Genomic DNA, 15,608 nt, shown 5'->3' with positions numbered 1-15,608 from the left:
TCTTGTGCTTTTATGCTGGAGATGGTAGTGTAATTATACAAATATTTAACTATTTATAAGAGGTGAACGATATGAATAAAGGACAAAGACATATACGTATTCGAGATATTATTGCGAATCACGAAATCGAAACGCAAGATGATTTAGTCGATTTTTTAAAGGATGCGGGCTATAATGTGACACAAGCAACCGTATCGCGAGATATTAAAGAACTGCACTTAGTTAAAGTGCCTTTGCAGGATGGACGCTATAAATATAGCTTACCCGCAGACCAACGTTTCAATCCAGTTCAAAAATTACATCGTGCGCTAGCTGATGCTTTTGTGAGCATTGACGGTGCATCGCATTTTTTAGTCATGAAAGCACTTCCGGGTAATGCAAATGCAATTGCTTCATTACTTGATCATTTAGATTGGCCAGAAATTTTAGGTACAATTTCTGGAGATGATACAATTTTAATTATTTGTCGCGATGAAGGTGAACGAGAAAATACGAAAAATCGCTTATTAGACATGCTTTAATACTGTAACTTTAATCGAACGAATTTGATTGCTACCAGATGCTTGATTTTTCCCGTTATTGTTGTTGAGGTGGGTATTTTTGCATCTGTTAGTACGAATTTTAATAGCAGTTGAATTTAATTCAGAGGTGACAATTTGTGTTAAGAGAGCTTAGTATTCGAAATTTTGCCATCATTGAGGATTTAACGGTTAGTTTTTCAGATGGTCTAACTGTGTTGACAGGAGAAACCGGTGCTGGTAAATCCATAATTATTGATGCGGTACATTTACTTGCTGGTGGTAGAGGCAATTCGGAATTTATACGTCATGGTGCTAAAAAAGCTGAGTTAGGTGGGCTATTTCACATTTCAAGTACTGCACATCCTGTATATAAGAAGCTAGAGGAAGCAGGCATTGAAATCGAAGAAGATTCCATTATTTTGCGTCGAGACTTAAATGATTCTGGCAAAAGTGTGTGTCGGGTTAATGGCAAATTAGTGCCTTTATCGGTTTTACGTGACATTGGAGCAAGTCTTATTGATATTCATGGACAACATGAAAACCAAGAGCTTATGGATGAAAAGCAACACATTCATTTACTCGATCAATTCGCAGAAGAGCAACTATCACCAATTCTTGAAAAATACAGTAAACAATATAACGAATATCGTGCATTGAAAAAAGAATTAGCTACAATTTCTATAGATGAGCAGTTAATGGCCCAGCGTATTGATTTGTATCAGTTCCAAATGAAAGAACTTGAAGATGCAAATTTAAAGCTAGGTGAAGAAGATGAGCTTCTTGATGAACGTCGCCGTCTTATGAATTTTAATAAAATTTTTGAACGTTCAAGTGCTGCTTATGAAGCGATTCAAGGTGAAACAAAGGGTCTTGACTGGATAGGTACAGCCATGGGAGCGCTAGATGATGCTGCGATGATTGACGAGCAGTTTAAAGAGGCTTCTGAGTCGGTAACAACAGCCTTTTACGCATTGCAGGATGCAGCATATCAAGTGAAAAATGTTTTAGATGAGCTAGAATTTGATCCAGCACGTTTAAATGAAGTAGAGCAACGTCTGGCGCTGTTCCAAAACTTAAAGCGTAAATATGGCTCAACTGTTGAGGAAATGATTGCCTATTACGAAAAAATTAAAACAGAGCTAAGCGAGCTTTTAAATCGCGATGAAATTTTACAAGTAAAAGAACGAAAAGTACTTGAGATGGAAGTCATATTAGGCGAGCTTACTGAAGAACTTTCACATGTTCGAAAAGAAGCGGCAAATGACTTAAGTGAAGCCATTATGGCAGAGCTCCGTGAATTACATATGGAAAAAGCGAAATTTATCGTAAATTTTGATGTTTTACCTTATTTTGATGTAAATGGTAAAGATCAAGTTGTTTTTTATATTTCAACGAATGTCGGCGAACCACCAAAATCGTTACCGAAAATTGCTTCTGGTGGAGAACTATCACGTATGATGTTAGCACTAAAAACGATTTTCTCTTCTTCAAATGGCGTTACGTCCATTATTTTTGATGAAGTGGATACAGGAGTAAGTGGTCGTGTCGCGCAAGCGATTGCAGAAAAAATTGCAGCAATTTCAGTTAATTCCCAAGTATTGTGTATTTCGCATCTTCCACAAGTGGCAGCAATGGCCGACCATCATTACTTTATTAAAAAAGAGGTTGAACATGATCGCACATTTACATCATTGGCTGAAATTGATACCCATGCACGTATTGAGGAAGTGAGCAGAATGATGTCAGGTGCAGAAATTACCGAATTAACTTTACAGCATGCGACAGAATTGTTAAAAATGGCTAACGAACGAAAAAAACAAATGCGTTAATTTTATGAAGAATCCAGAGGCAGGTCAACTGTTTCTGGGTTTTTTTCATTTTGCGCAAATATTTACCGCTTATAAGAACGGTACAACAACACATAGTATAAAGACAAAATTCAAAAGGAGGTGTCGTATGAATCGTCGTTGGCGTCAATTTGTCATTTTGCCTATGCTCATCGTTTTGTTATTTATGCCCATACAGGCTTTTGCGGCCAAAAAATTAATACCGATGGGCGAAGCAATTGGAATTCAGCTTCAGTTATCACATGTCTTTGTTGCTCATGATGTGTTGTTAGCTTCCAATCAATGGATGAAAGGAGGCGCTGTTATTGAAAAAATAAATGATACAACAGTAAAAACACTCGCTGAGGCCAAGCAAGCAATTGCTCGACAAGGGCAACAAAAATGGACGATAAAAAGTGAAGGAAAAGAAGTAACAGTTGACTTACAAGAACAAGAAGCAGAACATGTCATCTCTTTTTTAAAGGATGAAACAGATGGAGTAGGGACATTGACATACATTGATCCAGAGACACAAAATTACGGAGCGTTAGGCCATCAAATTGTTGATTCAACTCTTCAAGAAGCACCTGTCTTCAGAGCAGGCTCCATTTTCTTAGCATCCATCCAGCAAATCCGTAAAAGCCTACCTGGTCAACCCGGCTATAAAATATCCTCAATTGAAAAACATCAGGAACGATTAGGTAGTATCGATAAAAATACGGTATATGGAATTTTTGGCCGTTGGGAAGATAGTTACCAACAAAGATTGCCAAAAGCCATCGAAATTATGCATGCGAAAGATATAAAATTGGGACATGCTGAAATTTACACAGCTATTGAAGGCAGTAAAGTCGAAACATTTACCATCGAAATTACAAAAGTAGAAAATGAACGGCTTGAATTTATTGTCTCTGACGAAAAGCTCATTGAAAAAACAGGTGGCATTTTACAAGGCATGAGTGGTAGTCCAATCATACAGGACGGGCGTTTCGTTGGTGCTGTCACACATATGTTTGTAGAAGAGCCAAAAAAAGGGGCAGCTATTACAGTGGCTGAAATGTTAAAAAAATCATCATGAATGAGATGGGGCTGCCTCTGGTAGCTCCTTTCGTTCTTGAAAAAAATAGGTTAAACTAGCTCTTTCCCTAAGTATTTCATGCTTATGACGGAACACTTTAGCGATACTTAAAAAAAAGTGTAGTTTTATCTCAGTTTTTTCACTAAAATAAGTTGTAAGAGCATTCGACAATTTGCTGTTAAGTATCGTAACTTGTCGATAAAAAAAGAAAGTATCGGACTACATACTCATTTTTGGAAATAGAAAAGGTTTTTAAAGCAAAAATGTCGAAAATTCCACAGTGTGTCAAAATAGACATTAGGGGTAAAAGGTTTTGTGCTTTGAACAGTCAAAGCAAAGTCCAGAAGGAGGAATTGAAATGACAAAGGTAAAAGTGGCGATAGCAGATGATAATCGTGAGTTATTAAAAACAATGGAGCAGTATTTTCAGGGTCATCCCGAAATTGAAATAATTGCAACTGCCTCAAACGGGAAAGTATGTCTTCAAATGCTTGAAGAGTTTTCTCCTGATATTTTATTACTGGATATTATTATGCCTCATCTAGATGGGTTAGCTGTTTTAGAGGCGATGTATCAAAATGATCGAATGTCTTCAATACAAGTCATCATGCTAACTGCATTTGGTCAAGAGGATGTGATGAAACAAGCGGTGGATTTAGGGGCTTCATATTTTATGCTAAAGCCGTTTGAATTTGATCAGCTCGTTCAAAAAATATTACATTGTGCTGGCCAAAAGGCTGCTATACCAAAAAAGTCAAGTGTATTACAGCCGACAACTCCTCAAAAATTAAATCAGCATCAACTTGATAGCACCATTACAGCTATTATTAAAGAAATCGGAGTTCCTGCACATATTAAAGGTTACTCTTATTTACGTGAAGCTATACAAATGGTGTTTGAAGATATCGAGTTATTAGGTTCTGTGACGAAAATTCTATATCCTGAAATTGCAAAAAAATTCAACACAACACCATCACGTGTAGAACGTGCCATTCGTCATGCCATTGAAGTCGCATGGAATCGTGGCAATTACGAGTCCATTTCGTCGATGTTTGGCTATACAGTGCACCACTTAAAGTCGAAACCAACAAATAGTGAATTTATCGCGATGATTGCGGACAAGATTCGTATTGATATGATGGCGAGCTAACGGTTTTAAGGGCATTTGGCTTAATGGGGAATGACCTTCCATCTATTATAGAGAACGCTTATATAGCGAATCGTAACGCCTTTTTTAGACAGTTTGCGTCGACTGTTTGAGGGGGCGTATTTTTTATGTCTAAATGTATATTTATAGATAAAACGCTCGTAAATGGATAAAGTGTAAAGAAAACAGCGTTATGTGCGAAGTTTATGTAAATTTATAACTATTCAATATTTTGCTATGTTTGATTGATTCTATTAATACTTTAGTCTGTAATATTGTAGTAAAATGTAATATATACTATATAAAGGTTGAATAAGTGGAGGGAACATAAATGGGGCTATTTGATGGATTGATGGGAAATGCAAGTGAGATTAATTTGGATAATTTACAGGAAGAAATGAAAGAGATTTTAATACCGACTGAGACAATTCAAAATGCTTATAAAATTATTAGAGATACATTTATCTTTACAAATAAACGACTGATTTTAATTGATAAGCAAGGCGTAACTGGTAAGAAAACGGAATATCATTCGATTCCATATAAGAATATTCTTCATTTTTCAGTTGAAACAGCAGGGACATTTGATTATGATGCAGAGCTAAAAATTTGGGTTTCAGGTAGTCAGCTACCCATTCAGAAAAATTTCAATAAATCCACTAACATCTACAAAGTTCAAAGTGTATTAGCGGAATACGTGTTAGGATAGTATTCAATTTTGACGGTTAACAGTATTTAAGCTGTTAATCGTCTTTATTTGTATGAACTTGTTCCAGCGAATGTCCCAGATTTTTAGTGGAGCTTTTCGAGAAGGGGCGAATAAAATATGGTCGTAATTATACCGAGATATCATTGATGGTTTATAATCGAACGGGGTGATATAAATGAAAAGTGTAAACTTTCAACTAGACCATCATAATTCATTAGAATTAACACAAATAGATGATCAGTTATTTGAGGTACGACTTGAAATGAATGGCCGTATTAGTATTTTTTATATGACGCGCGAACAACTGGGCTCTGATAACCGAATTGAAGCCATGCAAAAACGATTAGTTAGTGACTTTTTTTCGGATAAAAAATAAATCTATAAGCATGAACATTTCATTAATAGCTATGCAAATCAAACGCCACTTTCTGAAGGGGCGTTTTTTAGTAGGCAAGACCTAAAACATAAAATTGTAGCTAAGTGGATATAGCCATTTACTTTTTTGCGGATTACCTAAAATACTACTGTAATTTTATGCATTAATAGCATTTACACTTTTGAAATGAAGGAAAAGATGTTTTTTTATAGGATATATCGTCTATTTTTTAGAGGAAAAATGTATGAGCTATATGTAAGGCTTACTGATAAAGTAGGGGTATTTTCTTTATGAGTAGTGACAATTGTCTCTAAACAAATGTAAATAGATTGTATATACTTACATATAGAGGGAAGGAGGAGGTAGCGTGATTCTAGTTCGAAATGATAACTTCGAAATATCTGAAGAAAACGGAAAGGTATTTATGCTTACATACAGTGCGGGATTTCCATTAAAAGAATTTGATGGTATCTTACGTAGTCATCCACGACTAAAGTTATCTAATTTTTCTATTTTAAAAACTGTACTAGCGACAGAAAGCACAAGTCCTGTTGAAATTGGACGCTGGCTTCCAAATGTTGAAGCTGAAATTGCACGAGATAAAATGTCTGCCTCTATATTTGTATATGAAACACATGATTATATTCAAAAGAATAAAGAGAAATTAACAGCACAAATTACAGACACACTTGCGGGCCAAGGGATTACCTATGGCATTTTAGAGTTTGATATTTTAAAAATTGAGCCAGGAAAAGCATTTTTAATTGCACAGGGAACATCGCCTGTCGCAGGCATGGATGCTCAAATTACATACTTACCAAAACCAGAGAGAAAACCTGTTATTCGTGAAGATGGGAAAGCTGATTACTATGACATGAATTTTATTTCAGAAATTTCTGAAGGTTCTTGGCTTGGGGAGAAAATTCCTGCAACGTTGGGCAAGCCTGGTCAAAATGTACTCGGTGAAATTATTGCGGCAGCACCAGGCCGTGATTTTCCAATTCGATACGATAAAAAGTCAGCCTATGAAGTAGAAGAAGACGATAAAATTGTCATTCGTTCAAAGATTGCTGGCGTGTTAGATGACGTCAAAGGTATGATTGGTGTTAACCGACATTTACCAATACATGGAGATGTGGGCGTTGAGACAGGCAATTTAGAGTTCAATGGCTCTTTAAGTATTAAAGGAACCGTTACAACTGGCTATACAGTTATTGCGACTGGAGATATATCAATCGAAGGAGCAGAAGGTGTAAGCGGCGCGAAACTGATTAAATCGATCGAAGGTGATGTATACATTCGAGGCGGTATTTTTGGTTTGGGCTCAACACTTGTAGAAGCGGGTGGAAATATTTTCGTTAAGCACGTAAATGAAGCTATTTTAGTAGCCGACGATAGTATTCATATCGGCTTTTACTCACTTGGATCCCAACTTACTGCGCATTCTATATTTGTAGATGAGCGAAAAGGTAAAATTATCGGCGGACGTGCTGTTGCTAAAAATACAATCGTCACAGCAATCTCTGGAAACCGACTAGAGCGTAGAACAGATCTCATCATTGAAAGTGTCAACAAACAGGAAAGTTATGCATTGATGCAAAGCAAAGCCACACAGCTAAAGCAACAGCAATCTGAAATTTCAGAACTCGAAGCGAAGATTACGAGTTTATTACCACTTCTTAAGCAAATGTCAACACAGCAAATTGCCTCATTTGAAGAAACAAAACAACGATTGTCAAAATTGAAGGCTGAAGCGGTTACAATGGATCGTGAAATTAAGTTAATGATGGACGAAATGCGTCATGCTGGAAAGGAAGAAATCATCGTAACAAAAGAAGCCTATCCAGGTACGTATATTCAAATTGGTAAGAAATCCTCGTTATTAAATAACATGACGAATGGTAAATTTCTGCTTGAGTTCGGTGAGTTAAATGTATAAGGAATCGTTTATCCCTGTGTTTGCGCATCGAGGGGCGTCAGCCTATGCTCTCGAAAACAGTTTCAAAGCTTTTGAGAAAGCGTTAGAGCTAGGCGCAGATGGGATTGAATTAGATATTCAGCTATCCAAAGAAGGAATACCAGTTGTCTACCACGATCCGCAGTTATCAAGATTAGTAGGTTCTAATAAACTGGTAAATGAATGCACGATAGCGGAACTACAAAGCTTTAAATTAGGAAAGCCTTTGAGAAGGTTTTTTTCTGCGTATCGAATTCCAACATTTAATGCAGTTTTAGTATGGGCAAATAAACACCAACTACCTCTTAATATCGAATTAAAATCGACCATTCTTGACAATAAGGATGCGCTCGTTCAATTGCTTCAAGGACTTATTTTACCTAAAGGTAGTCATTTTTCTTCATTCCATTATGAGCTTTTAGAGGTTTTGAAACACCATGCGCCACATTTTGAAACTGCACTTATCGCTACTAAAAAATTGAAATGGGATTTGCTATGTGATTATAAGGCAATTGATTGTGTCCATATGCATAAAAGATATTATAAGCCACAATATTTAGAGGCTTGTGTAACCAGTTCTAAAACATGTCGCTTTTATGCGATTGACGGTAGTGAAAACTTCCTGACGAATCCACATTCATCAGTAATTGGGTGGATTACAGATTTTCCTGATAAAGTGATCACCGTTCAGCAACGTCAATAAAAATAGCTATCCAGTAAGTCACATTGTGTGACTTATTTGGATAGCTATTTTTATTTTTTTTGGAAGCGCGGAGCCACTTTTCCGTTTTTTCGATCGCGGTGTAGTAAAAAGCCTGCGAAAAAGCCAAAGCCGACAACAAAGAAAATGATGCCAACAACAAATTGCAGCCATAAAAATGGGAAAGGTGAGATGAGCTTACCGAATAATGTATCACGCATAAATTTAATGCCACCTGCAGCCATTAGACCTGGAATAAGCATTACAATAAACGCAGCAAATCGAGCCATGCATGTCCCTCCTCATACCTAAATATAATTGTACCTGTGGATATGGGAATGTCAAGAAACCCTATGAATCTTAGAAGTCTAGGAAGAGAAGCGGAAAAAGTTATAAAACTATTAACTGTAACTGAATTTTTAGAAAATTCTTACTTAGTAGGAAAAGTGTAATAATAGTTGCGAAATTGTGAATTTGTCAGTATTGTAAAATTAAATGGAGCGATATTATCCATTGCAAAATATATTTATCATTAGTTTTTAAATTTGATTGGGATGGGCATTAGGGGTTGCACTTTCCAAAGCAAAGGGGCGAGTTTTCATGGAAATCTTCAAGTATATGGAAAAGTATGATTATGAACAATTGGTATTTTGCCAAGACGAAGCATCTGGGTTAAAAGCGATTATCGCTATCCATGACACAACACTTGGACCAGCATTAGGTGGTGCTCGTATGTGGACCTACGCGACAGAAGAGAATGCGATAGAGGATGCATTGAGACTAGCACGTGGGATGACATATAAAAACGCGGCTGCTGGTTTAAACCTTGGCGGTGGAAAAACGGTCATTATTGGGGACCCATTTAAAGATAAAAATGAAGAAATGTTCAGGGCTTTAGGGCGTTTCATCCAAGGGCTTAACGGTCGCTATATTACAGCTGAAGATGTTGGGACAACAGTAACAGATATGGATTTAATCCATGAAGAAACGAATTACGTTACAGGAATCTCACCAGCGTTCGGTTCATCAGGTAATCCGTCACCAGTAACTGCTTACGGTGTTTATCGTGGTATGAAAGCTGCTGCAAAAGAAGCATTTGGTACGGAGTCGCTAGAAGGTCGCACAATTTCGGTTCAAGGGCTAGGGAATGTTGCATACAAGCTTTGCGAGTACTTACATAATGAAGGTGCAAAACTTGTAGTAACTGATATTAATCAAGCTGCGATTGATCGTGTTGTCAATGATTTTGGTGCTAGAGCTGTTGCGCCAGAAGAAATCTATTCACAAGAAGTTGATATTTTCTCACCTTGTGCATTAGGAGCTATTTTAAATGACGAGACAATTCCGCAATTAAAAGCAAAAGTTATCGCTGGTTCTGCTAATAACCAATTACAGGATTCACGACATGGGGATTATTTACATGAGCTAGGTATTGTTTATGCACCTGACTATGTTATTAATGCGGGTGGCGTTATAAATGTTGCTGATGAATTATACGGCTATAATCGTGAACGTGCGATGAAACGTGTAGATGGGATTTACGATAGCATTGAAAAAATCTTTGAAATTTCAAAACGAGATGGCATTCCTACTTATGTAGCAGCTAATCGTTTAGCAGAAGAACGCATTGCTCGTGTATCGAAATCGCGTAGCCAGTTTTTAAAAAATGAAAAAAATATTTTGAACGGTCGTTAACAACGGCTATTCGTTAAAAGAAGTCGCATAGTCGACTTCTTCTCTTTAAATAATGGTAAATAAAGGATTTTATAATATATAAATAGTCACAAGAAAAGATAGCGCAGTAACTTCAAGTGAACGTAATAAGGTGCACCTTTCATTTCAATATTTCTATGTATAGAGATATTTGCTTGTGGGGATACAGCTATTTCCTCGACGGATTTCACTGTCACACATGTTGGATAGAAGGGCTTTAGCACTTTTCTCATAAGGAGGAATAAAATATGGCTCAAAATTATGATGTTGTTATTTTAGGAGGAGGGACAGGAGGCTACGTAGCAGCAATTCGTGCAGCACAATTAGGCTTGAAAACAGCTATTGTGGAACGTGAACGACTTGGTGGTACTTGTCTACATAAAGGCTGTATTCCTAGTAAGGCGCTACTTCGCAGTGCAGAAGTGTATCGTATGGCCAATAAAACTGCGAGTGAATTTGGAGTAGACATTTCAGGAGTTACATTGCAATTCAATAAAGTGCAAGCACGTAAGCAAGCAATTGTAGAGCAATTAAGCCAAGGTGTGAATACACTGATGAAAAAAGGCAAGATTGATGTATATGAAGGAATGGGAAGAATATTAGGTCCATCTATTTTCTCACCAATGCCAGGTACGATTTCTGTAGAGATGCATAATGGGCAAGAAAATGAAATGCTTATTCCGACCAATGTTGTCATTGCAACAGGTTCGAAACCTAGAGGAATGGCAGGGTTAACAGTCGATGGCAAATACGTCATGAATTCTGATCACGCTTTGCAAATGGAGGAATTGCCAACGTCATTACTGATTGTCGGTGGCGGTGTAATAGGTATTGAGTGGGCATCGATGCTTTGTGATTTTGGGGTGTCTGTAACAGTAGTTGAATATGGCCCATCAATTTTACCAGCGGAAGATGCTGATGTCGTAAAAGAAGTGACAAAGCAGCTTGAAAGTCGTGGTGTACGCATTGTAACGAATGCACGCTTAGATTCAGATACATTCAAAATAGAAAATGATAACGTTTTCATTTCTGCTAAGCTTCAGGATAAAGAAGAAAGTTTCGTGGCAGATAAATTGTTGCTGTGTGTAGGACGTGAAGCAAATATCCATGGTATCGGTTTAGAAAACACAGATATTGAAATAGACAACGGCTTTATTAAAGTAGGCGATTCTTATCAAACGAAGGAATCACATATGTATGCCATTGGAGATGTTATCGGTGGTTTACAATTAGCACATGTTGCGTCTCATGAAGGTTTGTCTGCTATTGAACATATTGCGACTGGGAAAATAGCGCCGCTAGATGTTTTGAAGGTACCGAAATGTGTTTATTCCTTCCCAGAAGTAGCTAGTATTGGTTTAACGGAAAGTGCTGCCCGTGAGCAAGGCTATGCATTAAAGGTAGGCAAATTCCCATTTAAAGCTATAGGTAAAGCGCTTGTCAATGGAGATTCAGATGGCTTTGTAAAAATAATAGCAGATGAAGAAACAGATGATATTTTGGGTATTCATATGGTAGGACCGCATGTGACAGATTTAATTGGAGAAGCGTCATTAGCAAAATTATTAGACGCAACTCCTTGGGAAATTAGTCAGGCAATCCATCCACACCCATCACTCAATGAAGTATTAGTAGAATCTGCCCTAGCTGTTGATAAGCGGGCTATTCATTTTTAACTTAAATTGAGCAGCAGTCATCCACTTCTAGTAGTGGGCGATGCAGGCAAGCATACTTGAATTCAATAGGGGCACAAATCCTTGTTAATCCAAGTTAACAGTCACGGATTGTGTCGCAGATTTTATAGAGCAGCTTTTCGAGTAGGCTCGAAAAAATCGGACACAATGATGCCGAGGCGAGAAAATACTGTCATAAATTAAATACTAGAGCTGCTTGTGCAAGTATTGCAGGCGCTTTAGCATTTTTTCTAATGCGAAAGGGGTGTTCATATGCAAGACGTTCAAATAAAACATGAAGATTTAGGTTTATCGACTGAAGATGTCCTTGCTATGTTCGAAACGATGTTAATGGCAAGAAGACTAGATGAGCGCATGTGGCTATTAAACCGTTCAGGTAAAATTCCATTTGTTATTTCTTGTCAAGGACAAGAGGCAGCTCAAGTTGGAGCAGCATTTGCATTAAATAAGGATATAGATTATATTGCACCGTATTACCGAGATATGGGTGTTGTATTGCATTTTGGAATGACTCCAAAAGAGTTAATGTTATCAGCTTTTGCAAAGGCTGAAGACCCGAATTCGGGCGGTCGCCAAATGCCAGGGCACTTCGGACAAAAGAAAAATCGTATTTTGACTGGTTCTTCGCCAGTAACAACACAAGTTCCACATGCAGTAGGTGTGGCGCTTGCAGGACGTTTGCAAAAAGAGGATTTCATTACCTTTGTCACATTAGGAGAAGGCTCTTCCAACCAAGGTGATTTCCATGAAGGGGCGAATTTTGCAGGTGTGCATAAGTTACCAGTAATCATAATGGTAGAAAATAATCAATATGCAATTTCAGTACCAGTAGAACGTCAGTTAGGTTGTGCAAAAGTTTCCGATCGTGGTATTGGCTATGGTATGCCAGGAGTAACAGTTGATGGTAAATGTCCATTACAGGTTTATAAGGTTGTTAAAGAGGCAGCAGAACGTGCTCGTAGCGGTGCTGGTCCTAGTCTAATAGAAACGGTGACATTCCGTTTAACTGCCCATTCTTCTGATGATGATGATCGTCAATATCGAACAGCTGAAGATATTGCAGAGGGCAAAGCGAAGGATCCGATTGTATCATTTGAGAAATATTTACAAGATGCTGGAATTATGACTGAATCTCTTCGAAATGAAATAGAAGAGCGTGTCATGGCTGAGGTGAATGAAGCGACGGATTATGCAGAAGCAGCACCGTATGCACAACCAGAAGATGCCATGAAATACGTATATGCACCAGTGGACGGAGGTGACGTGTAATGGCAGTTATGTCTTATATTGATGCGATTACATTAGCGATGAAGGAAGAAATGGAACGAGACGACCGCGTTTTCATCTTAGGAGAAGATGTTGGGCGCAAAGGTGGCGTTTTTAAAGCAACTACTGGTCTTTATGAGCAGTTTGGTGAGTATCGTGTGTTAGATACACCACTTGCTGAAAGTGCTATCGCAGGGGTCGGTATTGGTGCGGCAATGTATGGGATGCGCCCAATTGCTGAAATGCAGTTTGCAGACTTTATTATGCCTGCTGTAAACCAAATCGTATCCGAGGCTGCGAAAATCCGTTATCGTTCTAATAATGACTGGACTTGTCCGATTGTAGTGCGTGCTCCTTTCGGCGGTGGAATTCACGGTGCACTGTATCATTCACAATCGGTTGAAGCACTTTTTGCTGGTACGCCAGGGTTAAAAATTGTCATTCCTTCTACACCATATGATGCAAAAGGATTGTTAAAAGCAGCGATTCGAGATGAAGATCCGGTATTATTTTTTGAACATAAGCGTGCGTATCGACTAATTAAAGGTGAAGTCCCGTTAGACGATTATACATTACCAATAGGCAAAGCAGATGTTAAACGCGAAGGTGAAGACGTTACAGTAATAACTTATGGCTTAGCAGTTCATTTCGCTTTACAAGCAGCAGAGCGTTTAGCAGCAGATGGTATTTCAACGCATATTTTGGATTTACGTACAGTGTATCCGTTAGATAAAGAAGCAATCATTGAAGCGGCAAGTAAAACAGGTAAAGTATTACTTGTTACAGAAGATAACAAAGAAGGTAGCATTATTAGTGAGGTAGCAGCTATTATTGCAGAGAATTGCTTATTTGATCTTGATGCGCCTATCCAACGATTAGCTGGTCCAGATGTACCTGCGATGCCATATGCACCGACGATGGAAAAGTTTTTCATGATAAATCCTGAAAAAGTAGAACGTGCTTTGAGAGATTTAGCTGCTTTTTAACTTAGACAAATGAATCTCCTATAACTTGGAGATAAATACTTAATTGTAATCTCTTTTTGAGTAAGCGTTAGGGGCGCTTACTCAAAAAAAGCTAAAGCCTCTGGCGGTTGTCATAGATTTTAAACTAGCTTGCTTTGTCAACGCAAAATCTTGGCTAAGGTTACTACCGAGGCGTAATTGATGGGAGGAATAGATAATGGCGATTCAAAACATTACGATGCCACAGCTCGGTGAAAGCGTAACAGAAGGTACAATCGAAAAATGGCTCGTGCAACCAGGTGATACAGTAAAAAAATATGATCCATTAGCAGAAGTTGTGACAGATAAAGTAAATGCAGAAATCCCATCCTCTTTTGAAGGGGTAATTACAGAGCTACTTGCTGAGGAAGGGCAGACGTTACCTGTTGGAGCGGTTGTTTGTTCAATCGAAATAGCTGGTGACAGTGAGTTACCTGAAGCTCCACCTGCGAAAAAATCAACAGTAAGTTCAGCGATTCTCAATGCTGGTATTCAGAAAAAACAAGAGACGCCAAAGGAAACTACTGTTGCAATTTCATCAGAAAAACCAGTAAGACAGCAAAAAGCGCGCTACTCACCAGCCGTACTTAGACTAGCACAAGAGCATGATATTGCACTCGAGCAAGTTGTTGGTACAGGAGAGGGTGGCCGTATTACACGAAAAGACCTTCAACAATTAATTGATGCTGGCAATGTACCGACGACAACGGATGCACCATCTTCAGAGCCAGTTGCCGCTGCTAGTAACGAACAAGTCACTACACCAGAACCAGCTGCAAAACCAGCAGTATCTGTGCAAGAGACACAAGCGGGTGATATTGAAATACCAGTTACAAATGTGCGTCGTGCCATTGCGAATAACATGGTGCGTAGTGCTCAAGAAGTGCCACATGCTTGGATGATGATGGAAGTTGATGTAACGGGATTAGTTGCTTACCGAGATAGCATTAAGACGGAATTTAAACAAAAAGAAGGGTTTAATATTACCTACTTTGCGTTCTTTGTTAAGGCTGTTGCACAAGCACTTAAAGAGTTCCCAATGATGAATTCTATGTGGGCAGGAGATAAAATTATCCAAAAGCATGACATAAATATTTCCATTGCAGTAGCAACAGATGATGCACTTTTTGTCCCTGTTATAAAACACGCTGATGAAAAATCAATTAAAGGGATTGCTAAAGAGATTCATGAGCTTGCTCAAAAAGTGCGTACAGGCAAACTAACAATGGACAATATTAAAGGTGGTACATTTACGGTTAATAATACGGGTGCTTTCGGCTCTATGCAGTCAATGGGCATTATTAATTATCCACAAGCTGCCATTCTGCAAGTGGAAAGTATTGTAAAAAAACCAGTCGTTTTACCTGGCGGAATGTTTGCTGCACGCGATATCGTAAATTTATGTTTATCTTTAGATCATCGCGTACTAGATGGATTAGTTTGTGGTAAATTCCTAAATAGAGTAAAAGAAATACTCGAAAATACAAATAAATCTTCGACGTCAGTCTACTGATGACTTGTCGGAAACCTGTTGTATAACGGTTTCCGATTTTTTTTTGCTTTTCGAGTAGCAAATTGTCATGTAGAATAACAAATAGAAACTACTAAGGGGGGAAG

General features: G+C 38.1%; 14 protein-coding genes. 13 read left to right on the top strand and 1 reads right to left on the bottom strand.

Annotation, left to right across the window (positions count from 1 at the left end; genetic code table 11):
* The first annotated feature begins 71 nt into the window (after positions 1-71).
* The 8 genes from ahrC (at position 72) to ACIP9G_RS03750 (ending at position 8,317) form a co-directional block, all read left to right on the top strand.
* On the top strand, positions 72-521 hold the full coding sequence (ahrC, locus tag ACIP9G_RS03785) for a transcriptional regulator AhrC/ArgR (protein WP_173479026.1): 450 nt from the start codon (positions 72-74) through the stop codon (positions 519-521).
* A 137-nt stretch (positions 522-658) separates the two neighbouring features.
* A complete protein-coding gene (gene recN / locus ACIP9G_RS03780) occupies positions 659-2,350 on the top strand; it encodes a DNA repair protein RecN (protein ID WP_401017474.1) in 1,692 nt (563 codons plus the stop codon).
* Between the two features lie 127 nt (positions 2,351-2,477).
* Positions 2,478-3,425, top strand: coding sequence for a SpoIVB peptidase S55 domain-containing protein (locus ACIP9G_RS03775; protein WP_401017472.1), 948 nt, complete (start codon positions 2,478-2,480; stop codon positions 3,423-3,425).
* Between the two features lie 358 nt (positions 3,426-3,783).
* Complete coding sequence (gene spo0A, locus ACIP9G_RS03770) at positions 3,784-4,575, top strand: sporulation transcription factor Spo0A (RefSeq protein WP_173479023.1); 792 nt, start codon at positions 3,784-3,786, stop codon at positions 4,573-4,575.
* A gap of 328 nt (positions 4,576-4,903) precedes the next feature.
* Positions 4,904-5,281 carry a PH domain-containing protein gene (locus tag ACIP9G_RS03765; protein ID WP_401017470.1) on the top strand — a complete coding sequence of 126 codons (378 nt, stop codon included), beginning with the start codon at positions 4,904-4,906 and terminating at the stop codon, positions 5,279-5,281.
* Between the two features lie 175 nt (positions 5,282-5,456).
* The gene (locus ACIP9G_RS03760; protein ID WP_401017468.1) at positions 5,457-5,657 is read left to right on the top strand and encodes a hypothetical protein; all 201 of its coding nucleotides are present in this window, start codon (positions 5,457-5,459) and stop codon (positions 5,655-5,657) included.
* Positions 5,658-6,024: 367 nt separating this feature from the next.
* Entirely contained in the window at positions 6,025-7,596 is a 1,572-nt protein-coding gene (locus ACIP9G_RS03755) for a flagellar assembly protein A (RefSeq protein WP_401017466.1), read from the top strand.
* Positions 7,589-8,317, top strand: a complete 729-nt coding sequence (locus ACIP9G_RS03750) for a glycerophosphodiester phosphodiesterase (RefSeq protein ID WP_401017464.1) — start codon at positions 7,589-7,591, stop codon at positions 8,315-8,317. The genes ACIP9G_RS03755 and ACIP9G_RS03750 overlap by 8 nt, the downstream gene beginning before the upstream one ends.
* Positions 8,318-8,367: 50 nt before the next feature.
* On the opposite strand, the gene ACIP9G_RS03745 is transcribed toward ACIP9G_RS03750, so the two are convergent.
* Positions 8,368-8,604, bottom strand: a complete 237-nt coding sequence (locus ACIP9G_RS03745) for a DUF2627 domain-containing protein (protein WP_340823878.1) — start codon at positions 8,602-8,604, stop codon at positions 8,368-8,370.
* A 310-nt stretch (positions 8,605-8,914) separates the two neighbouring features.
* Here ACIP9G_RS03745 and ACIP9G_RS03740 point away from each other — a divergent pair, with 310 nt between their 5' ends.
* The 5 genes from ACIP9G_RS03740 to ACIP9G_RS03720 all read left to right on the top strand — a co-directional run bounded on the left by ACIP9G_RS03740 (position 8,915) and on the right by ACIP9G_RS03720 (position 15,504).
* Positions 8,915-10,009, top strand: a complete 1,095-nt coding sequence (locus ACIP9G_RS03740; protein WP_340823879.1) for a Leu/Phe/Val dehydrogenase — start codon at positions 8,915-8,917, stop codon at positions 10,007-10,009.
* A 266-nt stretch (positions 10,010-10,275) separates the two neighbouring features.
* Complete coding sequence (gene lpdA, locus ACIP9G_RS03735; RefSeq protein WP_340823881.1) at positions 10,276-11,703, top strand: dihydrolipoyl dehydrogenase; 1,428 nt, start codon at positions 10,276-10,278, stop codon at positions 11,701-11,703.
* A gap of 270 nt (positions 11,704-11,973) precedes the next feature.
* Entirely contained in the window at positions 11,974-12,990 is a 1,017-nt protein-coding gene (locus ACIP9G_RS03730) for a thiamine pyrophosphate-dependent dehydrogenase E1 component subunit alpha (protein ID WP_340823883.1), read from the top strand.
* Positions 12,990-13,973, top strand: a complete 984-nt coding sequence (locus ACIP9G_RS03725) for an alpha-ketoacid dehydrogenase subunit beta (protein ID WP_401017462.1) — start codon at positions 12,990-12,992, stop codon at positions 13,971-13,973. Before ACIP9G_RS03730 ends, ACIP9G_RS03725 begins: the two co-directional genes overlap by 1 nt.
* 196 nt (positions 13,974-14,169) lie before the next feature.
* On the top strand, positions 14,170-15,504 hold the full coding sequence (locus tag ACIP9G_RS03720) for a dihydrolipoamide acetyltransferase family protein (RefSeq protein WP_401017461.1): 1,335 nt from the start codon (positions 14,170-14,172) through the stop codon (positions 15,502-15,504).
* Positions 15,505-15,608: the final 104 nt, after the last annotated feature.

Origin of the sequence: Lysinibacillus sp. NPDC093197, from assembly GCF_044754025.1 — a bacterium.
GTDB lineage: Bacteria > Bacillota > Bacilli > Bacillales_A > Planococcaceae > Lysinibacillus.
This window is presented reverse-complemented; position numbering and strand designations above follow the sequence as displayed.